The following is a 23,452-nucleotide window of genomic DNA, read 5'->3' as shown; positions in this document are numbered from 1 at the left end:
ACACCCGCGGCCGTCGTGTCTACTGGGGCGCGTGGATACCGCGACCGAAACCGAGACCGAGCGCGTCGTCTTCGTCACCGAAGACGGCGTGCCCACCGGCGAGACCGGGCCCAAGCTGGCCAGCCACCACGAGCACACCCGGCTGCACCTGGCGTTCTCCTGCTACGTCCTGCGTCGCAGCGACCAGGCCCTGCTGATCACCCAGCGCGCCCACGAGAAGAAGGTCTGGCCGGGAGTCTGGACCAACAGCGTCTGCGGGCACCCCGCGCCGGGCGAGTCCCTCGAGGACGCCGTCCGCCGCCGCGCCGCCTACGAGATCGGGCTGCCGTCGCTGTCCGGCCTGCACTGCGTGCTGCCGAAGTACCGGTACCGGACGCCGCCGTTCGAGGGAATCGTCGAAAACGAGTTCTGCCCGGTGTTCACCGCCTGGACCGACACCGAGCCCGCGCCGAACCCCGCCGAGGTCGGCGGCTGGCGCTGGATCTCCTGGAACGACTACACGGAGTTGCTGACTGACAAGACGGCTAATGTGAGTTACTGGGCCAAGGACCAGTTCGCGCAGCTCAAGGGCATGAAGCCGTTCTCGGACCTCTGACGCCCCAACTCCGCTGAGTCACCAGCGACCTCCCGTTTGAGCGTAATTCACTTTCGTCCGTACCCACACCTCAAGCGCGGGCACCTCTACGACGACAACCAATGCGTGGTGGAGGTGGGCATGGTCGCCGAGGACGAAGGCGCGCTGCGCCGGCCCGGCGGACCCCGGCCGCCGGACCTGCTCCGCCTCCACGAGGCCGTCGCGAGCCTGCTGGCGACCCAGGGCGACTGGCGCCGCGCCTACCAGCACCTGCGCTCCGCGCTCGACATCGCCCGCGACGGCAGCCTGCGCGACGCGCTGACGTCGAGCTACAACCGCCGGTACCTCGACGAGCGCCTCTACGGCCCGTTCACCGGCCGGCATCCCGCCCGGCCGCGGCCGCCGCTGGCCATCGCGCTGATCGACCTCGACCGCTTCAAGCGCGTCAACGACACGTACGGTCACCTCGTCGGCGACCGCGTCCTCCGCCGGGTGGCCGACCTCCTCCAGGAGGAACTGCCCGAAGACGGCTTCTGCGCCCGGTACGGCGGCGAGGAGTTCGTGCTGTGGCTGCCCGGCGTCGACGTCGGGGCCGCCGTCCGCATCGTCGACGCCGCCCGGGTGCGCGTCGCCCGTCACCCGTGGTCAGAACTCCAGCCGGGACTCCGCGTGACGATCAGCGCCGGGCTCGCCCACGACGGTGCGACCGAGCCGGACGCGGAGCCCAGTCCGGAGCGCCAGCTTCGGTGCGCGGACACCTTGCTTTACGCCGCGAAACGTGCCGGGCGGAACAAAGTCGCCTATCACGACGCGCAAACCACTCGGTTAATAACCCACTCAGAGTAACGTAAACTTCGGATTACCCCGGATTGAGTAAAGGCGTCTTCACCCGTTTGTCGACGCCAAGCGGCCGTTCGTCGACTCAAGGTGAAGAAAATTCCGGGAGGGTGTCGTCACGAACGGGGGGTATCCGTACGATAACGAAAACCTCCGGGGGAACGATCACCTCTGGCGGGGGAAGACGGCCTAGTCGAAGAGCCGCCCTGCGACCGCGCGAAAGGAGACCGAGTGCCGGACGAGCACGACAGCCCGGGAACCGGTCGCCACGTCGATGGTCCAGCGCGACCCCGAAGCGGCAGACGCAGGTCCATGGAGGACCAGGGCGGGATCAGCGTTTCGGACGTCGTCGCCAAGACCACCGGTGTCCGGCCCGTTCCGCCGCGTGACCAGCAGGACCGCACTGACCAGCCAGGACACCGCGCGCACGGAGCCGAGCCGGCCGCCCCGCCCCGGGCCGCGCAGCCGCCCCGGGCCGCGCAGCCGCCCCGGGCGCGTGCGCCGCGACCGGCGCAGCCCGCCTCGGACAACCCGGCACCCGCGGACGCCACGCGGCAACCGGGCCCCCCGCGGCCGCGGCAGCCCCGCCGCTCGACCGCCGCCGCCCCGCAGCCCGAGGCCCCGCTCCAGCGCCGCCCGCCGGCCACGAACCCCGGTCAGCAGCAGACGTCGGCCGCGCAACAGCCGCCCCGCCGGCTCCGCCGCCCGGCGCCCGCTCCGGACGGCGCCGTGCCGCCGCGGCCGGACGCGCCGGCACTCCAGCGCCCCCCGGGGCCCGACGCGTTTCCGGTGAAGCGGCCACCAACTGCCCCGCCGAAGCCCGCTGACGGCCCGGCGGCCAAGCGCGCCGCCGCGAACGAGTCGTCGGCGCCGGGACGTGTCCGCCCCGCCGGGGAAACCCCGCCCGTGCGACGTCCGCCGGCCGACTCGCCGGCGGCCAAGCGCGCCGCAGCCAAGGAATCTTCGGCGCCGGGCCGCGCCCGGCCCACCGGCGACACCACCGCGCCGCGACGCCCGCAGGCCGACGCACCGGCGCAGCGCCCCGCCGCCGCGGCGTCCGACACCACCGCTCTCCGGCACCCGCAGGCCGACGCGCCCGCCGTGGGCGCGGTGCCGTCGCGCGCCGAGCTCGACCCGCTGACCATGACCGACGAGATGGAAGCGATCGACGAGGCGACGCAGTACCGCCGCAAGATCGACCACACCCTCGCCCGGTTCTCGGCCGCGCACGACGAAGGAAACGCCGAAGAGGCGAAGCGACGCGAACGCCGTGAGCGGCTCTCGCCTGCTTCGCTGATCGAAAGCACGCGTACGGCGCTTCAGCGCGTCGTCACCCCGATCGGTGGCGACGAGCCCGAGGTCGACGCCGCCGAGCTGGCCGCGCAGACCCGGCTGCAGGAGAAGAAGCAGCGGAAGAACGAGCGGGTGAGCCGGTTCGGGCGGATCGCCGCGGCCGTCGTCGCGGCGCTCGTCTTCCTCGGCGTCGGCGGCGCGTGGGGCGCCCAGACCTACTTCGACGCGAAGTTCACGCAGATCTCGGCCCTCGACGAGAACTCGTCCGACATCCAGGACGCCGCGGCGCAGGCCAACGACGAGAACTTCCTGATGGTCGGGTCGGACACCCGCGACGGCGCGGCGGCCGAAGAAGGCGTCGGCACGGCGGACAGCACGCCGGGCGCGCGCTCGGACACCGTGATGGTGGCGCACATCCCGGCCGACCGGCAGCGGGTCGTCGTCACGTCGTTCCCGCGCGACCTCGAGATCGACCGCCCCGACTGCCAGCGCTGGGACCCGGCGCAGAACAAGGACACCGACGAAAAGGTCCCCGGCCAGAAGATCGCGAAGCTCAACACCGCGTACGCGGTCGGCGGACCGCCCTGCATCACGAAGGTGATCCAGCAGATCACCGGGCTGCGGATCAACCACTTCGTCGGGATCGACTTCAACGGCTTCAAGGAGATGGTCGACGCGGTCCACGGCGTCACCGTCCACAACGAGATCCCGATCGACGACACCATCCTCGGCAAGGTGCTGCTGGAGACCGGCGACGTGACGATCTCCGGTGACCAGGCGCTGAACTTCGTCCGCGCGCGGCACGTCAAGGGCGATCCGACGTCCGACTACGGCCGGATCAAGCGGCAGCAGGCGTTCATCGGGGCGCTGCTGAAGAAGGTCATGTCGTCCGACGTCGTCCTCGACCCCGGGAAGCTCAGCGACTTCATCACGGCGTTCGCGAAAGCCACCTTCGGCGACAACCTCGGCGTCAAGCAGATGATGACGCTCGCGCAGTCGATGAAGGGCCTCGACCAGTCGAAGATCTCGTTCCTCACCGTGCCGACGGTCGGGCTGCCCAACAACCGCGGCAACGAGGTCCTCGTCCGCAGCAAGGCGAAGGCGTTGTTCGACGCGCTGCGCACCAACACCGCGCTGCCCGACCCGAACGCGCCGATCCCGCAGAGCGAGCAGCCGCCGCCCAGCAGCTCGTCGAAGTCGTCGTCATCGTCCAAGACCACGTCGAAGACGTCGAGTGGCAGCAAGAAGACGAGCAGCACGAGCAGCACGGGCTGACGCGCGAGGATCGTTAGTCCGGGTTCACGTTTGGTTCACCCGGCGATGCGGTATCGGACCACGGTTGGCCGTAGGGTTGGGCCATGCGTGAGGCCTACCATGTCGAACTCGAACAGCTCGCCGACAACCTGGCGGCCATGTCGCTCCAGGTCGCCGACGCCATGGAGCGCGCCACGCGGTCGCTCCTGGAGGTCGACCTCAGTCTCGCCGAGCAGGTGATCAGCGACGACGCGAAGGTCGACGACGCCCGCGCTCTGTGCGAGGAGCAGGCGTACGCCCTCCTCGCGCTGCAGGCGCCCGTGGCGACCGATCTGCGGACCGTGCTCGCGGCGATCCACGCCGCGGAAAGCCTGGAGCGGATGGGCGATCTGGCCCTGCACGTCGCGAAGGCGGCGCGGCGGCGGCACCCCGAACCGGTGCTGCCCGATGCCGTGAGGCCGTACTTCGCCGAGATGGGCGAGGTCGCGGTCAAGCTGGCCCGGCAGACCGAGGTGGTCATCAAGACGAAGGACGTCGAGGCGGCGAAGTCGCTGGAGTCCGACGACGACCAGGTGGACGACATCCACCGCCACCTGTTCACTGTCTTGATGGACCGCGAGTGGCCCCACGGCGTCGCGGCCGCGGTCGACGTCACCCTGCTGGGCCGTTTCTACGAGCGCTACGCCGACCACGCGGTGTCGGTCGCGAAGCGGATGATCTTCGTGGTCACCGGAAAGATGCCGGGCTACGGTTCCGACGACGACATCTGAGCCTCGTTCGACAGGAAAGCCCCCGGCCGGCGCCGGGGGCTTTTCTTTGTGCATCAAATGGTTTCGAACATCCACTTCGGACACCAACCGACAAAAGAAGAAGGCCTTTCTCGCCGGCCCCGAGCGCGGGCGAGAAAGGCCTTCCGTGACAACGACTACTCAGCCGAAACGGCCGGAAATGTAATCTTCCGTGGCCTTCTCGTCCGGGTTGGAGAAGATCTTCTCCGTGTCGTTGAGCTCCACCAGCCGGCCCGGCTGCCCGACGCCGGCGAGGTTGAAGAACGCCGTCTGGTCGGAAACCCGGGCCGCCTGCTGCATGTTGTGCGTGACGATGACGATCGTGTAGTCCTTCTTCAGCTCACCGATCAGGTCCTCGATCGCCAGGGTCGAGATCGGGTCCAGGGCCGAGCACGGCTCGTCCATCAGGAGCACGTCCGGCTGCACCGCGATCGCGCGGGCGATGCACAGACGCTGCTGCTGACCGCCCGAGAGGCCGCCGCCCGGTTTGTTGAGGCGGTCCTTGACCTCGTTCCAGAGGTTGGCGCCGCGCAGGGCGCGCTCGCCGATCTCGTCGAGCGTCTTGCGGTTCTTGGTGCCGCCCAGCTTCAGCCCGGCGACGACGTTGTCCCGGATGGACATCGTCGGGAACGGGTTGGGGCGCTGGAACACCATGCCGATCGTGCGGCGCACCTGGACCGGGTCGACGGCCGACGCGTAGATGTTCTCGCCGTCCAGCAGGACGTCGCCCTCGACGCGGGCGCCGGGGATGACCTCGTGCATGCGGTTCAGCGTGCGCAGCACCGTCGACTTGCCACAGCCCGACGGGCCGATGAACGCGGTGACGTTACGCGGCGGCACGGAGAGGGAGACACCGTCGACGGCGTGGAACTTGCCGTAGTAGATGTCCACGTCCTTGACGTCGATTCGCTTTGCCATGGCTACAGCTCACTTCTTCTTCGGGGCGACAAGGCGCGCGAACACGGTGGCGAGGAGGTTGATGATCGCGATGATGAGCACCAGCGTCAGCGCCGCGCCCCAGATCCGGTCGAAGCCGACCGAGCCGGGGTCCATCGAGTTGGTGACGCGCTCGTTGTTCATCAGCAGCGGGAGCGCCGCCTGCTCGCCACTGAAGATGTCCCAGTTCGTGTAGGCGGAGTAGCCGACGAGGACCAGCAGCGGCGCGGTCTCGCCCATCACGCGGGCGAGCGCCATCATGATGCCGCCGATGATGCCGGACAACGCCGTCGGCAGCACGATCTTCACGATCGTCTTCCACTTCGGCACGCCCAGCGCGTAGGAGGCCTCGCGCAGGTCGTCCGGGACGATCCGCAGCATCTCCTCCGACGAGCGGACGACGACCGGGATCATCAGCAGCACCAAGGCCAGCGACACGGCGAAACCGCTGCGCGGCAAGCCGAACGTGGTGATCCAGAGCGCGTAGATGAACAGCGCGGCGACGATCGAGGGGACACCGGAGAGGATGTCGACCATGAAGGTGGTGGCCTTCATGAGCTTTCCGCGGCCGTACTCGACCAGGTAGATCGCGACGAGCATGCCGATCGGCACCGCGATGATCGCGCAGACCAGGCCCTGCAGCAGGCTGCCGACGATGGCGTGCAGCACGCCGCCGCCGACCTCGTCGGAAAGGTAGTTGCCCAGATCCTGCGACCACCAGTTGGTGTACGGGATGCGCTTGATGCCGTTCGCGACGACCGTGTACAGCACCCACACCAGCGGGACGACGGCGATCAGGAACGACAGCCAGACCAGCGTGGTCGCCAGCCCGTTCTTGACCTTGCGGGCCAGGCTGACCTGCTGGAACGCGGGAGTCGTGGCGGGGGCTTCGAGCGTGCTGGTCATGCTCACTCTCCCTTCTTGCCGATGACGGACCGCGCCGCGAAGTTGACGAGGAACGTGAGCACGAACAGCACCAGGCCGGCCGCGATGTACGCGCCCGCCGAGATCTCGTTGTTGAACTCGCTGTAGTTGGCGGCGATCTTCGAGGCGAACGTCGAACCGCCGTCGAAGAGGCTCCAGTCGAAGTTGCGGCCCTGCGGGATGAGCAGGATGACGGCCAGCGCGATCGTCTCGCCGAGCGCGCGGCCGAGGCCGAGCATCGACGCGCCGATGTAGCCGGCCTTGCCGAACGGCAGCACGGTGGTGCGGATGACTTCCCAGCGCGTGGCGCCGAGTGCCAGCGCGCCTTCGAGGTGCGGGGTCGGCGTGCGCTCGAACACCTCGCGCGAGAGCGAGGTGATGATCGGCAGGATCATCACGGCCAGCACGATGCCGGCGGTGAAGATCGTGCCGCGCACGCTCGGCGCGACGTTGCCGGGCGCCAGCAGCGGGAACCACGAGAAGGTGTCGTTGATCCACTGCGAGAACGGCTCGATCGCCGGCGCGAAGACCAGGATGCCCCAGAGGCCGAAGATGATCGACGGCACCGCGGCGAGCAGGTCGATGACGTAGGCGAACGGCCGCGCAAGCCGCTTCGGCGCGTAGTGCGTCAGGAACAGCGCGATGCCCAGCGACACCGGCATCGCGATGATCAGCGCCACCAGCGACGTCGCCACCGTGACCTCGAGGAGGTCGAGGATGCCGAACGACATGTTCGCCGGGTCGTTGGTCGACCAGCCGTGGTTGGTCAGGAAGTTGGCCTTGTTGGCCTGCAGCGCGGGGATCGCCTGGATGAGCAGGAAGAGCCCGATCAGGCCGATCAGGGCGACGACGAAGATCCCGGCCCCGGTGGTCAGGTTCTGGAAGATGCGGTCACCGGGCCGCACCTTCTTCCGCTTCTCGCTCGCGGGCGGCTCGGGCACCGCCGTCGAGGTGGGTTGCTCCGAAATCGGATCCTCCGGGGGCGTGGTGGCGGACGACGAACGCCCACCGGGGTCGCCGGTGGGCGTTCGCGTCGAGGATGACTCGCTCATCAGCTACTTCTGACCAGCCTCTATCAACTCGGGTACCAGTCGCAACGCGGGGTCAGGAGATCGCCTGGACCGCGGCCAGGACCTTGGTCTGCAGCGACTGCGGGATCGGCACGTAACCCTTGGCGGACAGCGGCTGCTGACCGTCGGTGGCGGCCACCGTCAGGAACGCCTTGACGGCCTTCGAGACATCGGCGTTCGCGTACTTCGAGCAGACGATCTCGTAGGTCGTCAGCAGCAGCGGGTAGGCACCCGGGGTGTTGCTGGCGTAGATGCCGTTGAGGTCGAGCGCGAGGTCGTTCGTGCCGTCCTTGAGGAACTTGGCCGAGTCGAGCGACTTCGCCACGTTCTCCGAGGTCAGCTCGACGCCGCCGGAGCCGCTGTCGATCAGGGCCGGCGTGAGGCCGTCCTTGGCGAACGCGCCTTCGACGTAGGTGATGGCGCCGTCGGCGGCCTTCACCGCGGTCGCGACGCCGTTGGAGCCCTGCGCACCGTTGCCGACGCCACCGTTGAACTTCTTGCCGGCACCCTTGGTCCAGTCGGCCTTCGCCGCCGCGCCCAGGTACTTCTGGAAGTTGTCGGTGGTGCCCGACTCGTCGGCGCGGGAGACGACCTGGATGGCCTTGTCCGGCAGGTTCGCGCTCTCGTTGCCCTTGACCGCCTTGATGGCCGGGTCGTTCCACTTGGTGACGCCGCCGCTGAAGATCTTGGCGATGACCGAGGGGGTCAGCGTCAGCTTGTCCACACCGGACAGCTTGTAGGCGACGGCCACCGGGCCGACGACCATCGGGATGTTCCAGGCGGGGCTCGCGCAGCGCTTGGTGGCCGCTTCGAGGTCCGCGCCGGTGGCCGGCGAGTCCGAGCCGCCGAAGTCGATCTGGTTGGCGTTGAACTGCTTGACGCCGGCGCCCGAGCCACTGGGGTTGTAGTTGACCTGCTGGCCCGAGCACTTCTTGCTGTACTGCTGCGTGAAGATGTCGATCGCGTTCTTCTGTGCCGACGAGCCTTCGGCGGACAGCGGGCTCTTGCCGCCGCACGCCACGTCGGCCGTGCCGGTGGCGGCCGGAGCCGCAGCCGAGTTCGAGCTGCTGCTGTTCGTCGCCGCGGGGTCGGAACCACAGGCGGCGAGCACGAGCGCGGCGCTCGCCACGATGCCGACCGCGCTCAGGGGCCGCATGATCTTCACTGCATTTCCTCCATCAGGAGCATCACGGGTTCGGCAGCGGCGTGTTTCGCCGCGCCGGATCCGGACATTAGGCAGCCCTGGTGGACGGTCAGCCGTGAACAAATGAACGCAAAGTGAACAAGGCCCCGGATGTGAGCAGTGCGACTACTCCGAAAGGATGCCGTGTCCTGGCCGTGACCTGGGGGTTTGCCGACAGTGACGGCTTGCTTGCACGGCGTCCAACGTGGTCACCGACCGTACTGGACGTCGGTCTCGTGACGCGTGAACCCGAGCTTGGTGTAGACCGCCAGCGCCGGGGCGTTGTCGCCCTCGACGTACAGGATCACCTGCCGCAGCCCCTGCTCCGCCAGGTACCGCAGCCCGGCCAGTGTCAGCGCCCGGCCGAGACCGCCGCCCTGGGCGGCCGGGTCGACGCCGACGACGTACACCTCGCCGACGCGCTCGCCGCCGAACCGGCCCGGCGTGGCCTCGTGCACCTTCGTCCAGTGGAAGCCGATCACCGCACCGTTTTCCTCCGCGAGGAAGAAGCCGGCGGGGGCGAACCACGACCGCCGCTCGTCGGCGCGGATGTCGTCCGCCGTCATCGCGCCCTGCTCGGGGTGCCAGTCGAAGGCCCGCGCGTTGACCTGGACGACGGCGTCCTCGTCCTGCTCCGGCACGAAGGTGCGCAGCGAGACGCCCTCACGCAGGACCGGCTCCGGCCAGTCCGCGCCGTCGACGGTGGTGTGCAGGATCAGCAGTTCGCGCTTGCGCTCCAGCCCGGTCCGCAGCGCGAGCTGCCGGGCCGCGGGGTGGTCGCCGTGGGCCCAGACGCGGAACCCGACGGCGGCGCGCTCGTCGAGCGCCTGAAGCAGCTTCGCGCCGTATCCGCGGTTGCGGTGGGCGGGGTGCACGAGCAGCTCGGCGACCTGGTGGCCGAAGGAGTCACCCGTGGTGTCGAGGTGCGCGTAGCCGACGACGTCGTCTTCGACGCAGGCGACGAGGTGCTCACCGCCGTCGAACTCGCCCGGCAGCGCGCCGTCGGGTTCGACCTCGGGCCGCCCGTCCGCCTCGCGCACGGCCAGCAGCAGCTGCCGCACGTGCGCGAGCTGCTGCTCGTCCAGCTCCTGAAGCCATTCCCCGTCTCCGCTCACCCCTGGACCGTACCCGGGACCGGAGCAACGCGAAGGTCGTGCGGGACGTCCTGGAGAGCGTGGGGGACCTAGTGCGCGTGTTCGGGGGTGTCGGCCGGGGCCTCGGCGGGCGCCTGCACCGGCAGGTTGGGCCGCTGCTGCGCGCCCTTGGCGGGCCGCTCGAACTTGTAGCCGACGTTGCGCACGGTGCCGATCATCTGCTCGTGCTCCGGGCCGAGCTTGGCGCGCAGCCGCCGGACGTGGACGTCGACCGTGCGGGTGCCCCCGAAGAAGTCGTAGCCCCAGACCTCCTGCAGCAGCTGGGCGCGGGTGAACACCCGGCCTGCGTGCTGCGCGAGGTACTTGAGCAGCTCGAACTCCTTGTAGGTGAGCTCCAGCGTGCGCCGCTTGAGGCGCGCGGTGTAGGTCGCCTCGTCGATGACCAGCTCGCCAACCCGCAGCTCGGCGTCGACCTGCGCGGAACCGCCGTCGCGGGTCGTGACCAGCCGCAGCCGGGCGTCGACCTCGGCCGGGCCGGCCGTCGGCAGGAGGATGTCGTCGGTGCGCCATTCGGCGCTCACAGCCACCAGGCCGCCTTCGCCGACGACGGCGATGATCGGGGTGGAGGCCTCGTCCTCGCCGGTGCCCTTGAGCAGCCGGCAGAGGCTCTTCGCCGAGGCCAGATCGCTGCGCGCGTCCAGCAGGATGACGTCCCGGTGACCCGCGTCGAGCAGGGCGGTCACCTCGGGGGGACGGACGCGTACGGTGTGCGGCAGCAGGTCCAGCGCGGGCAGCACCGACGTGGCATCCGCTTCCGCAGTCAGTACCAGAAGGTCCAGGCTCATGAGCCGCACCGCCTTCTCAAGTCGTCGCCTCACGGTGGCGTTAGTCGGTGCTAAGTGAGAATAGCGGCTCGACGGCCGGGTACCTAACCCTTGCTGGATCGATCACACCTGGAGAAACCCCCGGTGCGCCCGACGAACCCCGAGCAACCCCGACGAAACAGGAGTACGGACGCGATGGTGAGCAGGCCCGTGACCCGGGACGACCGACCCGCACCGAGGCCGGACGCGCGACGCCGCGGCCGCCGGGGCCGTCGCTGGGTGATCGCCCTGGTCGTGCTGGTGCTGCTGCTGGTCGGCGCCGACTTCGGGGCCGCCGCGTTCGCCGAGCACACGATCTCGCAGAAGGCGCGCGAACAGCTGCAGCTGACCGACGACCCGTCGGTGACCATCCACGGCTTCCCGTTCCTCACGCAGGCCCTGGGCGGTGACTACAGTCACATCAGCGTGTCGGCCGCCGGCGTGCCGGTCGGCGACAAGCTCCAGGACGTCGCGCTGAACGCCGAGCTCGAGGACGTCACCGCGCCGCTGTCGGACCTCACGAACGGCAACACGAAGGCCATCACCATCGGCAAGCTGACCGGGGCGGTCACCATCAAGGCCGCCGACCTGGCCCGCATCTCGCCGCTGGACAAGATCAAGGACCTCCGGATCGAGCCCGCGACCACGGACTACGTCCAGAACGGCGACTCCGGGCAGGCCGAGCCGACGCCGACGACCACCACGACCGCCGCCGACGGCCAGCCGGTCGACGAGTCGAGCACCGGCGTCCGCATTTCGGGACACCTTCAGTTCGCGGGCAAGGATCTGGAAATCTTCTGCTTCGCGATGATCGAGGCGGACGCGAAGGCGGGAACGATCACCTTCGCGCCGAAGCGGCTGCAGTTCGGGAATGACCAGGAGACGACGGTCGTTCCCCAGGCGGTGCAGAAGGCGCTGCTGCCGAACTTCAACGCGTCGATCGCGACGAAGGACCTGCCGCTGTCGGTGACGCCGACCGGCGTGCGGGTGCAGAGCGGATCGGTGACGATCAAGGGTGAGGCGTCGAACGTGTCCTTCGCGGACCTGAGCAAGTAGGAGTGGCCGGTGACGGGGCTGTGGGTGCTCGTGGCGGTACTGGTGGCCGGGACGGCCGCCGGGCTGCTGCTGCGGGCCCGCAACGGCCGGGTGCGGGAGGCGCGGGACGCCGGGCCCGTGCGTGAGCTGCCCGGCCCCGTCGCCGCCGTCCTCGACCCGGCGTCCGCCGTGACGCTGGTCCAGATCTCCACCACCTTCTGCGCGCCCTGCCGGCACGCGAAGGCCGTCCTCGCGCCGCTGGCCGAGCGGACCGACGGCCTGCACCACGTCGAGCTCGACGTCACCAACCAGCCGGAGGTCGCGCAGGCCCTGGCCGTGCTGCGGACGCCGACCACGATCGCGCTCACCCCGGACGGCCGGGAGCTGCTGCGCGTCGGCGGCGTCCCGAAGGGCCCCGAACTGCTGGACGCGCTGCGCCCGCATCTCACTGCGCGGACGTCCTGACCAGGACCTCGTCCCAAGGGACGGGAATCGTCCCAAGGTATGAACGTGGTTCCCACTCTGAGGGAGCACTGGGTACCCTCGCACCCGTGACCAGGCTGACCACCTTCTTGACGCAGCGACGCGCAGTAGACCTCTGCCGCGTCCGCAGCAGCCTGTGTCGCCCTCAGCCAGACCAGCGCTGAACGACGTCTTCATCGCCTCGGTCCCCAGCCAGCCTGAAATCGCTGACGCGTGCCGTTCGCACGCATCCCCTCTGCTCCAGCTGGAGGAACCATGTCCGCCGGACCGGCCGTCGACCCGCGTGGCCCGCGGTTCGCCGCCATCCTGACGACGATCGTGCTCGCGGTCGTCCTGGTCACCCAGTGGTGGCCGCTGCTGGCGATCCAGACCGTCGTCTTCGCGATCGGCGCGTTCGTCGGGCTCAAGCCCGCGCCGTACTCGATCGCCTACCGCTACCTGGTGGCCCCGCGCCTCGGCCCGACGACCGAGCGGGAGGACGCGGCGCCGCTGCGGTTCGCCCAGGCCGTCGGGTTCGTGTTCGCGCTCGTCGGCACCATCGGCTTCGCCGTCGGCAGCACGCCCCTCGGCATCGTCGCGACGGCCTTCGCGCTCTTCGCGGCCTTCCTCAACGCGGCCTTCAATTTCTGCTTGGGCTGCGAAATGTTCTTGCTCCTCAAACGCTTCAGCCCCGCCCGCGCGTCGTCCTGAAGTTCAACCCCAGAAAGAGAGTTCATCTCCATGAGCCGTGAAGACGTCCTGGTCACCACCCAGTGGGCCGAGGAGAACCTGGACACCCCCGGCGTCGTGTTCGCCGAGGTCGACGAGGACACCACCGCCTACGACGGCGGCCACATCCGGGGCGCGGTGAAGTTCGACTGGCGCAAGGACCTGCAGGACGGGGTCCGCCGCGACTTCGTCTCCAAGGAGGGCTTCGAGAAGCTCCTGTCGGAGAAGGGCATCTCGAACGACGACCGCGTGGTCCTCTACGGCGGCAACAACAACTGGTTCGCCGCCTACGCGTACTGGTACTTCAAGCTCTACGGCCACGAGAACGTCCAGCTGCTCGACGGCGGCCGCAAGAAGTGGGAGCTCGACGGCCGGGAGCTGAACTCCGACGACGTCAAGCGCGACACCACCGACTACAAGGCCAAGGACCAGGACCTGTCCCTGCGCGCGTTCCGCGACGAGGTCGTCCAGTCCATCGGCGCGAAGAACTTCGTCGATGTCCGGTCGCCGGACGAGTTCTCCGGCAAGCTGCTCGCCCCGGCGCACCTGCCGCAGGAGCAGTCCCAGGTCCCCGGCCACATCCCGGGCGCGCTGAACGTGCCGTGGGCGAAGGTCGCCAACGAGGACGGCACCTTCAAGTCCGAGGGCGAGATCGACGAGCTCTACAAGGAGCAGGGCATCGACGCCGGCAAGGGCACCATCGCCTACTGCCGCATCGGTGAGCGCTCGTCCATCGCGTGGTTCGCGCTGCACGAGCTGCTCGGCCACCAGGACGTGAAGAACTACGACGGTTCGTGGACGGAATACGGCTCGCTGGTCGGCGTGCCGGTCGAGTTGGGAGCCAAGTGATGGCGGTCGACGACAGCTGCGGCGCACCGGTCCAGGAGGCCACGCCGGCGGACTACGACACCAAGGGCCAGGTCGTCCTGGCCGGCAAGGTGACCGGCGCGGACGGGCCGGTCGGCGGCGCGTTCGTCCGGCTGCTGGACGGCGGCGGCGACTTCACGGGCGAGGTCGTCTCCTCGGCCGACGGCGACTTCCGCTTCTACGCGGCGCCGGGCGAGTGGACCGTGCGCGCGCTGCACCGCAGCGGCAACGGCGAAGCGTCCGTCACCGCTTCCGGGCCCGGCCTGCACCAGCTGGCCATCTCGGTCGCCTGAGTTCCAAGGTCCGTGAAGGCCTCCTTACCGGCTTTAAGAGCCGGTAAGGAGGCCTTCACGGCATTTCAGGGACCTTCAGCGGCGGCGGCCAGGACGCGGTCGGTGTGGTCCCGCAGCGAGGGGCACGTCTCGACCGGGTGATCGCGTGGGCAGCGCAGGAAGTGCGTCAGGAACGTCTCCGCGATCGCGAGCTTCCGGCGTTGCTCGGCCAGCTCGGCGATCCGGTCGCGGACCGCGGTGCGCCAGTCGCCCTCTTCCGGGCCGCGCAGCACCAGCGCGATCTCGTCGAGACTGAGCAAACCGGTGTCCTGCAACATCTTCACGGCGGCCAGCCGGTGCAGCTCGTCCGGCCCGTAGACGCGTTTCCCGCCCCGGCGCTCCGCGGGACGCACGATCCCGCGCTCGTCCCAGTACCGCAACGCCGACACCGCGACGCCGACGGTCGCGGCGGTTTCCCCGATGGACAGCATGAGACGAGTTGACCTCAACCCGGGTTGAGGTCGCAACCTGTTTAGGTGACCCTTACCGCTACCGAGACGCGCCGGACCGGCCTGCTCACCGCCGTCTTCCTGGGCAGCTTCATGGCCCTGCTCGACGTCAGCGTCGTGAGCGTCGCGCTGCCGACCATGCAGCGGACGCTGGGCACCAGCTTCAGCGGCCTCCAGTGGATCATCGACGGCTACACCGTCGCGCTCACCGCCGTGATCCTCTCCGGCGGCACGCTCGGCGACCGCTATGGCCGCAAGCTCGTCTACCTGTGCGGGCTGACGTTGTTCACGATCGCGTCGGCCGGCTGCGCACTGGCGCCGACGCTCGAAGTGCTGGTCGTCGCCCGGATCATCCAGGGCTTCGCCGCCTCCGCCGTGATCCCGGGCTCGGTCGCGCTGCTCGCGCACGCGTTCCCGGAGCCGGCCGCGCGGGCACGCGTGATGGGCCTGTGGAGCACGGTCGCGGGCTGCGCGCTGGTGCTCGGCCCGCTGATCGGCGGCCCGCTGACGGACGCCTTCGGCTGGCCGTCGATCTTCCTGATCAACGTGCCGATCGGGCTGGTCGCGGTCGTGCTGGGCCGCCGCGGGATCAGCGAGTCCCGCGACCCGGCGCACGGCGCGCTCGACCTGACCGGGCAGGTGCTCGGCGCCCTGTGGATCGGCCTGCTGACGTACGCCGTGATCGAGGCCGGCCGGCTCGGGCCGAGCACGTCCGTGCTGGTCACCGGCGTTCTCGGGCTCGCCGCGCTGACGGCGTTCATCGTGGTCGAGCTGCGTGCGGAACACCCGATGCTGCCGGTGCGGCTGTTCGCCAGGACCCGGTTCTCGGTGGCCATCTTCGCCGCGTGGAGCCTCGGGTTCGCGGCCTACCCGGCGGTCTTCCTGATCGGCGTCTACCTGCAGCAGGCCCGCGGCGCGACGGCGACCGAGGCGGGCGTCCAGATGCTGCCGTACGTGCTGGCGAACGCCGCCGCGGCCTTCACCGCCGGCCGGCTTTCGGCCCGCTACGGCGCGGAGCGGCTCCTGCCGATCAGCTACTTCGTCGCGGCCGTCGGCTCCTTCGCGTTCCTGGTACTGGACGCGCGGAGCCCGTACTGGCTGGTGGCGCTCGCGTTCGCGCTGGCCGGCGCCGGGGTCGGGCTGTCGGTGACGCCGTCGAACATCGTCGGGCTGGCCGGGCTGCCGGGGCACCGCAGCGGGATCGCGTCGGCGACGGTCAACGCCGCCCGCCAGACCGGCACCGCGCTCGGCGTCGCCGCCCTCGGCGCGTTGCTGGCCCGCGGTTCGACGCTGCCGAGCGGCCTGCACGCGGCGATGGGCGTGGCCGGCGTGGTGCTGCTCGCGGTGACCGTGCTCACCGCGGTGACCCTGCGCCGGGCCGGCTGAGCGGCGGCGGACTATCCTGCTGGGCGTGGAAGCACTGTTTACGACCTTGCTGGTGCTCGCCGGCGTCGCGATCACCTGGTTCGCCGTGTACGTCGTCTACCGGCTTTACGCGGACCAGCGCTGACCCATGACCGACAGCGGCGACGACGCCATTGCAGCAGCGGAAATGCGCGCGGCGAGCACCCGCGCGCGCAACCTCCCGTTGTGGGACGACCTGCCCATCCCCAACGACACGGCCAACCTGCGCGAGGGGCCGGACCTCAACGAGGCCTGTCTCGCGCTGCTGCCGATGGTCGGTGTCTGGCGCGGTGAGGGCGAGGTCGACTACCCGACCATCGAAGGCCCCCGCAAGTTCGCGCAGCAGCTGACGATCGCGCACGACGGCCGGCCGTTCCTGATCCACGAGTCGCGGTCCTGGCTGCTCGACGACGAGGGCAACGTCATCCGCCCCGCCGCGCGCGAGACCGGGTTCTGGCGGCCGCAGGCGGACGACACGCTCGAGCTGCTGCTCACGCACAACACCGGGCTCGTCGAGCTGTACTACGGCAAGCCGCGCAACCAGACGTCCTGGGAGCTGGGCACCGACGCGGTGATCCGCACGGCCAGCGCGAAGGAAGTCAAGGCCGCCCAGCGGCTGTACGGCCTGATCGAGGGCTCGCTCGGCTACGTCGAGGAGCGCGCGATGATGGGCCAGGAGCTGCAGCCGCACACCTCGGCCCTGCTGCACCGCGTGGTCGGCTGACGGCACCCGGCATGCGCTGGCGGCGGTGTGGCGAGGACGCCGCCCTGCTGGACTGCGACTCGCTCGACCAGATGCGGGCGGCGCACGCGACGGTGCTCGCCGCGCGCCCGGACGGCGTCGTCGACCTCGTTCCCGGCGCTCGCAGCCTCTTGGTCGTCGGCGCGGTCGCCGCGGTACGCGCGTTGCTGGACGACGCCGATCTCACTCACCCACCCGGCGGCAACCCGCGCGAAGTGACCCTCGACGTCCACTACGACGGCGAGGACCTCGCGCTGGTGGCCGCCGACGCCGGCTGCTCCGAAGACGCCGTGGCCGAGCTGCACACCGGCGCCGCCTACACCGTCGCGTTCACCGGCTTCGCACCCGGTTTCGGCTACCTGACCGGACTTCCCTCGCCGTTGCGGCAGCCGCGGCTGGACTCCCCGCGCACCCGCGTCCCGGCCGGGTCGGTGGGGCTGGCGGGCGAGTTCACCGGCGTCTACCCCCGCGAGTCCCCGGGCGGCTGGCGGCTGCTCGGGTACACGACCACGCCGCTGTTCGACGCCCACGCCGACCCGCCCGCCCTGCTCGCACCGGGCGATCGCGTGCGGTTCCGGAGCGTCCGGTGAGGTCAATGGAAGTCGTCTCGCCGGGCCCGTACGCGCTCGTCGAAGACCTCGGCCGGCCCGGATACGCGCACCTCGGCGTGGCACCGTCGGGTGCCCTCGACACGGCGTCGCTGCGGCTGGCGAACCGGCTCGTCGGCAACCCCGAGGGCTTGGCCGGTATCGAAGCCCTGCTCGGCGGCCTTTCGGTGCGCTTCACGGCATCGGCGACGGTGGCCGTGACCGGCCCGTCGGTCGCGGTCGACGTCGACGGCCGTCCCTTCGGCTCCCACACGGCGGTCTTCGTCGGAGCCGGGCAAACGCTTGCCGTGGGCACGCCCGGTGCCGGGTTGCGCTGCTACCTGGCGGTGTCCGGCGGGATCGACGTCGAGGAGGTGCTGGGCAGCCGGTCCCGGGACGTCCTGTCCGGCATCGGCCCGGCACCGCTGCGGTCCGGCGACGTCCTCCCGCTGGGTCCGGCCCGCGGAGTCCCGGCGGGCGCGGACGTCGTCGTCCCGGCCGCGGCGCCCGCGAGCCTGGTGATCCCGGTGACGCCGGGCCCCCGCGACGACTGGCTGGAGTCCCCGGCCGAGGGCCTGTCGGCGTGGTGGACGGTGACGCCGGAGTCGAACCGCGTCGGCCTGCGCCTGGACGGCACGCCGCTGCGCCGGGCCGCGGAGTTCGCCGAGGCGGAGCTGCCCAGCGAAGGCGTGCTGACGGGCGCGATCCAGGTCCCGCCGAGCGGCCTCCCGGTGGTCTTCCTGAACGACCACCCCACCACGGGCGGCTACCCCGTCGCGGCAGTGGTCCGGACCGCCGCGCTGGCCGCACTCGCCCAGGCCCGACCGGGCACCCGAGTGCGCTTCCGGGTGGCCTAAAGCGCCCGCCCACCGCAGTAGCCGCCCACGGCCTCCCGGCGGCTCTGCCCCAACCGCGCCACCGGTGTCGGGAAAAGCCGTGAAGGCCTCCTTCCCGGCTCTTATGGCCGGGAAGGAGGCCTTCACGGCTTTCGGTGGGGTGGAGGGTGCGCTTTTGGGTGACGTGAAAGGGCTGTACCGCCACGCGGGTGAGACCCGGATCACCCGGTGCACCCGTCCGGGTAGCGCCCGGAACCATGTCGCGGCGCCACCCGTCCAGATAGCTGTGGAACAGGTGACGATCAGCGGTGGCACGGGTTTCCTGGACGTGAACGTGCGCGCGCGGGCGGAGCTGCCCCAGGCGTTGCGGATCGCGCTCGCCACCGGGCAGCTGCGGCGTCCGCTGGCCACCACGCTCGGCCCCGTGCTCGATCTGCTCGTCGACGGCGACTACCGCGTCAGCGGCCCGGAACGCCTGCCGGACGAGGTGTCCCTCACCCCGACCGACACCTGGCCGCCGTCCGACGAGGCGCGCGTCGGCTACTACCGGACCGCGATCCGCACCGGCCACCGCCCGGTCGCCGTGGTCCTCGCCGACGGCGAGCGCGAGCTGATCCTCGACGGCCACCACAAGATCGCCGCCTACCGAGCCGAGGAGATCGCGCCCGCGGTCGTGCGGATCGCTCAGGCGTACTCGGCCTCGTAGGCCGCCACCAGCTCCGCGTACACCGCCGACGAGTCGGGCAGCCGCGCGCCGTCCAGCGTGTGGACGCGCGTCAGCTTGCGGACCGACGAAGCCATGAACACGCCGTCCCCCGCCACCAGGTCGGCCACGCGCAGCGGCTCCACCTTGACCGCCCAGCCGGCCCGCTCGGCGCCGCGGAACAGCGCGGCCTGGGTGGTGCCCGGCAGGATGCCGACGCTCGACGGCGGCGTGAAGAGCGTCCGCCCCTTCGCCAGCACCACGGTCGACGTCGGGCCTTCGAACACCGAGCCGTCGGCGGCGGTGAAAATCACATCTTCGGCGCCGCGGCGGCGGGCTTCACGCAGCGCGGCCATGTTCATGGCGTACGACAACGGCTTCGCGCCCAGCAGCAGCCACGGCGCGCGCTCGGCGAGGTCCGGCGGGAAACCGCGTTCCAGGGTGACCGCGGCGACACCCTCGGCGCGCGCCTTCAGGATCGACGGCGCGACCTCCGAACCCAGCGCGAAACCGGTCGGCACCGCGGCGGGATCGCCGTCGGAACCCCTGGTGTACACCAGTTTCAGCACCATTTCGGGGCTGCCGGTCCAGTGTTCGAGCACGAGCGAGACGACCCGTTCCCAGGCCGCGAGATCGGGCGCCGGCAGGTCGAGCATGGCCGCCGACCGCGCCAGCCGCTCCAGGTGCGGCCGCAGCTCACGGGGCTTGCCGCCGACCACGAGGATCGTCTCGAAGACGCCGTCGCCGCGGGTCAATCCGAGGTCGTCCACCTTGATCTGGGCGGAGTCCGGGTCGGCCAGGGTTCCGTCGAGGAAGACGAGCACGCGCATGCCCACACGGTACTCACCTAGGCTGGGCGGTATGCCGTACCGCTCGCCGCTGCTGGACGTGCCCGGATCCATCCCCCCGCCTGACGACCACCCCGAAGCCGGCGTCCCCTGGCACTGGGGAGACCCCTTCGCGGAGCAGCGCACCGCGTCGCGCGGCGTCGTCGTGATCGATCGGTCACACCGCGAAGTCCTGGCCGTGACCGGCGAGGAGCGGCTGTCGTGGCTGCACCTGGTGATCTCGCAGCACGTGACCGAGCTTGCCGAGGGGTCCGGCACCGAGGCGCTGGTGCTCGACAGCCAAGGCCGTGTCGAAACGCACATGGTGCTCGCGCACCTCGACGGCACCGTCTGGCTCGACGGCGACCCGGAGCCGCGCGTGACCAGCGCGCTGCCGAAGGGCGGCCCCCAGACGCTGCGCGAATACCTCGAAGCCATGAAGTTCTGGTCCAAGGTGGACATCCGCGACGCGACCGACGAGCTGGCCCTGCTCACCGTGCTCGGCCCGGACAGTGAACGCGTGCTGAGCGCGGTCGGCGCCGAGGTCGGGCCGGAACCGTACGCGGTCGTGGCGCTGCCCGGTGGCGGTTTCGCGCGGCGGATGCCGTGGCCCGGGCGGTTCAGCGTCGACCTCGCGGTGCCACGCGCCGAGCTCGCCGGCTGGTGGAAGAAGCTCACCGACGCCGGTGCCCGCGCGGCCGGGAGCTGGGTGTTCGACGCTTTGCGCGTCGAGTCGCTGCGGCCGCGGCTGGGCGTCGACACCGACGATCGCACGATCCCGCACGAGGTGGGCTGGGTCGGCTCGGCCGCGCACGTCGCGAAGGGCTGCTACCGCGGCCAGGAGACGGTGTCGAAGGTGCACAACGTCGGCCGCCCGCCGCGCAACCTGCTGCTGCTCCACCTGGACGGTTCCCCCGAGATCCGGCCGGAGCCCGGCGACCCGGTGCTGCTCGACGGCCGCACGGTCGGCCGCGTCGGCACGGTGATCCAGCACCACGAGCTCGGCCCGATCGCGCTGGCCCTGGTCAAGCGGTCGACGCCGGTGGGTGCCGAGCTGCTGACCGGCTCCGAAGACGAGCTCGTCCAGGCGGCGATCGACCCCGACTCCGTGCCGTCGGAGCTCCCGGCGCCCGGGCGAGCCGCGGCGGCGCAACTTCGTGGCTGATCGAAAACCCCTGACAGCAGGATCACGCCCAACCGGGATAAACTGCGCTGTGATCGAAGTGCGGCCCGGCGGCAGGCGGCGGATCGACCGCGTGCTCGGCCCGGGATACCTCAGCGGCTTGGGTGACCTGCCGTTGAAGGTGCTCCGCGAGCGGCGCGACGAAGCCGCCCAAGAAGAGACCGATCTTTCCTACTTGCGCAGGCTGCTCCACGCCCGGATCGACATCGTCCGCGCCGAGCAGACCCGGCGCAGCTCCGGCGGCGAGTCCAGCATCGTCGACCAGCTGGCCACGATCCTCGCCGACAACGCGCTGGGCCCGGCGGCGGGCTCCGGGCGGCACCAGCAGCTGGAGCCCTCACGCGCCGGCGAGCACCGCCGGCACGCCGAGGCGCTGATCGGCGACACCGACCTGACCGACGTCGGTTCCCTGACGGACGACAAGCTCGCCTCCGCTTTGGACACCTACGCCAGCGAAGAGGTTTCGGTGTCGTCGTTCCGGCGCGAGGTCCAGAACGTCATGGACACCTTGAACGCGGAGATCGCCCAGCGCTACCAGCAAGGTTCGGCCACAGTGGACGAGCTGCTCGAGAGCGAAGGCGGGCACGAGGCTCAGTGACCAACCCTGTCCTGGCCGAGGTCGTCCGTTCCGATTTCGTCGAAAGCGTCCACCGCGGCGCGCTCGTGGTGACGGGCCCCGAGGGCGACGTCCGGCTGGCGCTCGGCGACGTCACCTCGCCGGTCTTCCCGCGTTCGTCGAACAAGCCGTTGCAGGCCGTCGGGATGCTGCGGTCCGGGCTGGACTTCACCGGCGAAGACCTGGCGCTGGCCTGCGCGTCCCACTCCGGCGAGCCCCGGCACGTCAAGGGCGTGCTGGAGCTGCTGCAGGCGGCGGGCCTGACCGAGGACGACCTCGCGTGCCCGGCCGACTTCCCGCTGCACGTGCCGAGCATGCGCGACGCCGCCGAGCCGCGGCGCGTGATGATGAACTGCTCCGGCAAGCACACCGGCATGCTCACCACCTGCGTCCGGGCCGGCTGGCCGACCGCGGGCTACGAGGCGCCGGACCACCCGCTGCAGCAGGCGATCGCCGCCGCCGTCACCGACCTGACCGGCGAGCCGGTCGCGCACACCGGCGTCGACGGCTGTGGCGCGCCGCTCCTCGCGTTCTCCCTGACCGGGCTGGCCCGCGCGTTCGGCCGGGTCGGCAGCGCCGCCGACGGTCCCGAACGGACGGTGGCCGACGCGATGCGCGCCCACCCGTGGCTGGTCGCCGGCACCGGGCGCGAGGACACCGAGCTGATGTCCGCCGTGGACGGTCTCGTCGCGAAGGGCGGCGCCGAGGGCGTCCAGGCGTTCGCACTGCCGGACGGGTTCGCGGTGGCGCTGAAGATCGACGACGGCGCGAAGCGGGCCTGCGCGCCGCTGGCCGTCGAAGCGCTGCGGTTCCTCGGCGTGGACGTCTCCAGCCTCGACGAGCTCGCCCACGGCTCGGTGCTCGGCGGCGGTCGCCCGGTCGGCGAGATCCGGGTGCCGGAGCTGCGCGGCTAGCTAGTTCGCGCGTTCCCGCGAGGCCAAGTCGCCCCAGAACTCCCGCAGGTCGGAGAACAGCTCGGCGAGCTCCTCGACGTTGCCCGAGCGCAGCGCGTCCAGGATGTCGTGGACCTCGTCGGCGGTGGTGTCGGCTTCGAGGATGGGGTCCGCGAACAGCTGCACGAGGCCGCCGTAGTCGAGCTCGACGATCGAGTCCGCGTGGAAGTTGTCGAGCCAGCGCCGCGTCTCGAACAGCACCCGGCCCGGTCCGGAGTCGCCGAAGGTCTGTTCCAGCAGGTCACCGGCCTCGCGCGCCCGGTGCTGGGCGTCGGCGAGAGTGCTCCGCCAGGACAGTTCGCGCTTCGGGTCGTCGCGGCCGGAGCCCAGCACGAGCTTGCGCTCCTCCGGGTCGACCAGCACGAACCACGGCAGCGGAACGGTCCAGGTGGTCGACAGCGTGTGCGCGGCGGAGGTGCTGAGGTCCGACAGCGCGGACTTCGTGCGGGCGCGGATCGCGTCCTGGGTGAAGCCGGCTTCGTCGAGGATGACGTTCTTCAGCGCCGGGTGCGCGTCGCCGAGGAAGGTCACCAGCGCGGCGGCCGAGCGGGCACGCAGCTCCAGCGGGCAGACGAACGGGCCGTGCACGCGCTGGGCGGCCGGCACGTCGGCCGGATCGAGCACCAGGACATCGGTCTGCAGGCTGGGCGCGGCCTTGCCGTTGGCGAGCTCGGCGGGCAGCAACCGGCGGGGCGCGGCGACCTGTGACTTGAGCCACATGGCCTGCTCGCGGGCACCCGCGCCGGTCCGCCCCAGCTTGGCCGCCGCGACGGCCGCGCGCAGCCGATCGTCGGGCGGCTCGCCCAAGGCGAGCAGGGGTTCGTACACCCGCAGATAGGCCACGAAGGGACGGAGCACGAGTAGATCGTGGCACGCCGACCTGCGCCGATCGTCACCGACCGGCCGGTAAC

General features: G+C 70.8%; 26 protein-coding genes. 17 read left to right on the top strand and 9 right to left on the bottom strand.

What is annotated here, in order from left to right; translation table 11 throughout:
- Nucleotides 1–31 precede the first annotated feature (31 nt).
- The 4 genes from idi to phoU all read left to right on the top strand — a co-directional run bounded on the left by idi (nt 32) and on the right by phoU (nt 4,728).
- Nucleotides 32–595, top strand: a complete 564-nt coding sequence (idi, locus tag OG570_RS13160; protein WP_326956667.1) for an isopentenyl-diphosphate Delta-isomerase — start codon at nt 32–34, stop codon at nt 593–595.
- A gap of 120 nt (nt 596–715) precedes the next feature.
- Nucleotides 716–1,420: a GGDEF domain-containing protein gene (locus OG570_RS13155; protein ID WP_326945120.1), complete on the top strand. Its 705-nt coding sequence runs from the start codon at nt 716–718 to the stop codon at nt 1,418–1,420.
- A 1,101-nt stretch (nt 1,421–2,521) separates the two neighbouring features.
- A complete protein-coding gene (locus OG570_RS13150) occupies nt 2,522–3,979 on the top strand; it encodes an LCP family protein (RefSeq protein WP_326960008.1) in 1,458 nt (485 codons plus the stop codon).
- 83 nt (nt 3,980–4,062) lie between these two features.
- Nucleotides 4,063–4,728, top strand: a complete 666-nt coding sequence (gene phoU / locus OG570_RS13145) for a phosphate signaling complex protein PhoU (protein WP_247059100.1) — start codon at nt 4,063–4,065, stop codon at nt 4,726–4,728.
- Between the two features lie 159 nt (nt 4,729–4,887).
- On the opposite strand, the gene pstB is transcribed toward phoU, so the two are convergent.
- From pstB to OG570_RS13115, 6 genes are all read right to left on the bottom strand, one after another.
- Complete coding sequence (gene pstB / locus OG570_RS13140; RefSeq protein ID WP_247059102.1) at nt 4,888–5,664, bottom strand: phosphate ABC transporter ATP-binding protein PstB; 777 nt, start codon at nt 5,662–5,664, stop codon at nt 4,888–4,890.
- A 9-nt stretch (nt 5,665–5,673) separates the two neighbouring features.
- A complete protein-coding gene (pstA, locus tag OG570_RS13135; protein WP_326956666.1) occupies nt 5,674–6,588 on the bottom strand; it encodes a phosphate ABC transporter permease PstA in 915 nt (304 codons plus the stop codon).
- Nucleotides 6,589–6,590: 2 nt separating this feature from the next.
- Complete coding sequence (pstC, locus tag OG570_RS13130; protein WP_326960006.1) at nt 6,591–7,511, bottom strand: phosphate ABC transporter permease subunit PstC; 921 nt, start codon at nt 7,509–7,511, stop codon at nt 6,591–6,593.
- 199 nt (nt 7,512–7,710) lie between these two features.
- Complete coding sequence (gene pstS / locus OG570_RS13125) at nt 7,711–8,841, bottom strand: phosphate ABC transporter substrate-binding protein PstS (protein ID WP_326945124.1); 1,131 nt, start codon at nt 8,839–8,841, stop codon at nt 7,711–7,713.
- Between the two features lie 227 nt (nt 8,842–9,068).
- The gene (gene mshD, locus OG570_RS13120; RefSeq protein ID WP_326956665.1) at nt 9,069–9,974 is read right to left on the bottom strand and encodes a mycothiol synthase; all 906 of its coding nucleotides are present in this window, start codon (nt 9,972–9,974) and stop codon (nt 9,069–9,071) included.
- 68 nt (nt 9,975–10,042) lie between these two features.
- Nucleotides 10,043–10,798 (bottom strand): winged helix-turn-helix transcriptional regulator, encoded by a 756-nt coding sequence (locus OG570_RS13115; RefSeq protein ID WP_326956664.1) that lies wholly within the window; start codon nt 10,796–10,798, stop codon nt 10,043–10,045.
- A gap of 174 nt (nt 10,799–10,972) precedes the next feature.
- Between OG570_RS13115 and OG570_RS13110 the strand changes: the two genes are divergently transcribed.
- The 5 genes from OG570_RS13110 (at nt 10,973) to OG570_RS13090 (ending at nt 14,202) form a co-directional block, all read left to right on the top strand.
- Complete coding sequence (locus OG570_RS13110; RefSeq protein WP_247059112.1) at nt 10,973–11,872, top strand: LmeA family phospholipid-binding protein; 900 nt, start codon at nt 10,973–10,975, stop codon at nt 11,870–11,872.
- A gap of 9 nt (nt 11,873–11,881) precedes the next feature.
- Nucleotides 11,882–12,316, top strand: a complete 435-nt coding sequence (locus OG570_RS13105; protein ID WP_326956663.1) for a TlpA family protein disulfide reductase — start codon at nt 11,882–11,884, stop codon at nt 12,314–12,316.
- A gap of 273 nt (nt 12,317–12,589) precedes the next feature.
- Nucleotides 12,590–13,024: a DUF4395 domain-containing protein gene (locus OG570_RS13100; RefSeq protein ID WP_326956662.1), complete on the top strand. Its 435-nt coding sequence runs from the start codon at nt 12,590–12,592 to the stop codon at nt 13,022–13,024.
- Nucleotides 13,025–13,054: 30 nt separating this feature from the next.
- Nucleotides 13,055–13,891 carry a sulfurtransferase gene (locus OG570_RS13095; protein ID WP_326945128.1) on the top strand — a complete coding sequence of 279 codons (837 nt, stop codon included), beginning with the start codon at nt 13,055–13,057 and terminating at the stop codon, nt 13,889–13,891.
- Nucleotides 13,891–14,202, top strand: coding sequence for a DUF1416 domain-containing protein (locus tag OG570_RS13090; protein ID WP_247059122.1), 312 nt, complete (start codon nt 13,891–13,893; stop codon nt 14,200–14,202). The genes OG570_RS13095 and OG570_RS13090 overlap by 1 nt, the downstream gene beginning before the upstream one ends.
- 65 nt (nt 14,203–14,267) lie before the next feature.
- Here the strand turns inward: OG570_RS13090 and OG570_RS13085 are convergent, their stop codons facing one another.
- Nucleotides 14,268–14,672 carry a MerR family transcriptional regulator gene (locus OG570_RS13085; protein WP_326956661.1) on the bottom strand — a complete coding sequence of 135 codons (405 nt, stop codon included), beginning with the start codon at nt 14,670–14,672 and terminating at the stop codon, nt 14,268–14,270.
- Between the two features lie 45 nt (nt 14,673–14,717).
- Here OG570_RS13085 and OG570_RS13080 point away from each other — a divergent pair, with 45 nt between their 5' ends.
- From OG570_RS13080 to OG570_RS13060, 5 genes are all read left to right on the top strand, one after another.
- Nucleotides 14,718–16,076, top strand: a complete 1,359-nt coding sequence (locus OG570_RS13080; protein ID WP_326956660.1) for a DHA2 family efflux MFS transporter permease subunit — start codon at nt 14,718–14,720, stop codon at nt 16,074–16,076.
- A gap of 127 nt (nt 16,077–16,203) precedes the next feature.
- Nucleotides 16,204–16,818, top strand: a complete 615-nt coding sequence (locus tag OG570_RS13075) for an FABP family protein (protein ID WP_326945132.1) — start codon at nt 16,204–16,206, stop codon at nt 16,816–16,818.
- Between the two features lie 11 nt (nt 16,819–16,829).
- Nucleotides 16,830–17,426, top strand: coding sequence for a 5-oxoprolinase subunit B family protein (locus OG570_RS13070; protein WP_326956659.1), 597 nt, complete (start codon nt 16,830–16,832; stop codon nt 17,424–17,426).
- Between the two features lie 5 nt (nt 17,427–17,431).
- The gene (locus OG570_RS13065; protein ID WP_326960004.1) at nt 17,432–18,280 is read left to right on the top strand and encodes a biotin-dependent carboxyltransferase family protein; all 849 of its coding nucleotides are present in this window, start codon (nt 17,432–17,434) and stop codon (nt 18,278–18,280) included.
- Between the two features lie 265 nt (nt 18,281–18,545).
- Nucleotides 18,546–18,965, top strand: a complete 420-nt coding sequence (locus OG570_RS13060; RefSeq protein WP_326956658.1) for a hypothetical protein — start codon at nt 18,546–18,548, stop codon at nt 18,963–18,965.
- Here OG570_RS13060 and OG570_RS13055 read toward each other — a convergent pair.
- The gene (locus OG570_RS13055) at nt 18,944–19,792 is read right to left on the bottom strand and encodes an aminodeoxychorismate lyase (RefSeq protein WP_326956657.1); all 849 of its coding nucleotides are present in this window, start codon (nt 19,790–19,792) and stop codon (nt 18,944–18,946) included. The two genes, OG570_RS13060 and OG570_RS13055, sit on opposite strands and share 22 nt — an antisense overlap.
- Nucleotides 19,793–19,823: 31 nt before the next feature.
- On the opposite strand from OG570_RS13055, the gene ygfZ reads away from it, so the two are divergent.
- From ygfZ to OG570_RS13040, 3 genes are read left to right on the top strand one after another with little or no spacing between them, the layout of a single operon-like run.
- Entirely contained in the window at nt 19,824–20,954 is a 1,131-nt protein-coding gene (ygfZ, locus tag OG570_RS13050; RefSeq protein WP_326956656.1) for a CAF17-like 4Fe-4S cluster assembly/insertion protein YgfZ, read from the top strand.
- Between the two features lie 49 nt (nt 20,955–21,003).
- Nucleotides 21,004–21,570, top strand: a complete 567-nt coding sequence (locus tag OG570_RS13045; RefSeq protein ID WP_326956655.1) for an RsiG family protein — start codon at nt 21,004–21,006, stop codon at nt 21,568–21,570.
- A complete protein-coding gene (locus tag OG570_RS13040) occupies nt 21,567–22,502 on the top strand; it encodes an asparaginase (RefSeq protein ID WP_326956653.1) in 936 nt (311 codons plus the stop codon). The genes OG570_RS13045 and OG570_RS13040 overlap by 4 nt, the downstream gene beginning before the upstream one ends.
- Here the strand turns inward: OG570_RS13040 and OG570_RS13035 are convergent, their stop codons facing one another.
- Nucleotides 22,503–23,399 (bottom strand): hypothetical protein, encoded by an 897-nt coding sequence (locus OG570_RS13035; RefSeq protein ID WP_326956652.1) that lies wholly within the window; start codon nt 23,397–23,399, stop codon nt 22,503–22,505.
- Nucleotides 23,400–23,452 lie beyond the last annotated feature (53 nt).

The sequence above is a fragment of the Amycolatopsis sp. NBC_01286 genome, from assembly GCF_035982555.1.
In the GTDB taxonomy this organism is placed as follows: Bacteria; Actinomycetota; Actinomycetes; order Mycobacteriales; family Pseudonocardiaceae; genus Amycolatopsis.
This window is presented reverse-complemented; position numbering and strand designations above follow the sequence as displayed.

Bases quoted from the DNA above. Each gene is read 5' to 3' on its own strand.
- OG570_RS13155 (WP_326945120.1), top strand. From the start codon at position 716: ATGGTCGCCGAGGACGAAGGCGCGCTGCGCCGGCCCGGCGGACCCCGG.
- phoU (WP_247059100.1), top strand. From the start codon at position 4,063: ATGCGTGAGGCCTACCATGTCGAACTCGAACAGCTCGCCGACAACCTG.
- pstB (WP_247059102.1), bottom strand. From the start codon at position 5,664: ATGGCAAAGCGAATCGACGTCAAGGACGTGGACATCTACTACGGCAAG.
- pstA (WP_326956666.1), bottom strand. From the start codon at position 6,588: ATGACCAGCACGCTCGAAGCCCCCGCCACGACTCCCGCGTTCCAGCAG.
- OG570_RS13115 (WP_326956664.1), bottom strand. From the start codon at position 10,798: ATGAGCCTGGACCTTCTGGTACTGACTGCGGAAGCGGATGCCACGTCG.
- OG570_RS13110 (WP_247059112.1), top strand. From the start codon at position 10,973: ATGGTGAGCAGGCCCGTGACCCGGGACGACCGACCCGCACCGAGGCCG.
- OG570_RS13100 (WP_326956662.1), top strand. From the start codon at position 12,590: ATGTCCGCCGGACCGGCCGTCGACCCGCGTGGCCCGCGGTTCGCCGCC.
- OG570_RS13095 (WP_326945128.1), top strand. From the start codon at position 13,055: ATGAGCCGTGAAGACGTCCTGGTCACCACCCAGTGGGCCGAGGAGAAC.
- OG570_RS13090 (WP_247059122.1), top strand. From the start codon at position 13,891: ATGGCGGTCGACGACAGCTGCGGCGCACCGGTCCAGGAGGCCACGCCG.
- OG570_RS13085 (WP_326956661.1), bottom strand. From the start codon at position 14,672: ATGCTGTCCATCGGGGAAACCGCCGCGACCGTCGGCGTCGCGGTGTCG.
- OG570_RS13075 (WP_326945132.1), top strand. From the start codon at position 16,204: ATGACCGACAGCGGCGACGACGCCATTGCAGCAGCGGAAATGCGCGCG.
- OG570_RS13070 (WP_326956659.1), top strand. From the start codon at position 16,830: ATGCGCTGGCGGCGGTGTGGCGAGGACGCCGCCCTGCTGGACTGCGAC.
- OG570_RS13065 (WP_326960004.1), top strand. From the start codon at position 17,432: ATGGAAGTCGTCTCGCCGGGCCCGTACGCGCTCGTCGAAGACCTCGGC.
- OG570_RS13055 (WP_326956657.1), bottom strand. From the start codon at position 19,792: ATGCGCGTGCTCGTCTTCCTCGACGGAACCCTGGCCGACCCGGACTCC.
- ygfZ (WP_326956656.1), top strand. From the start codon at position 19,824: ATGCCGTACCGCTCGCCGCTGCTGGACGTGCCCGGATCCATCCCCCCG.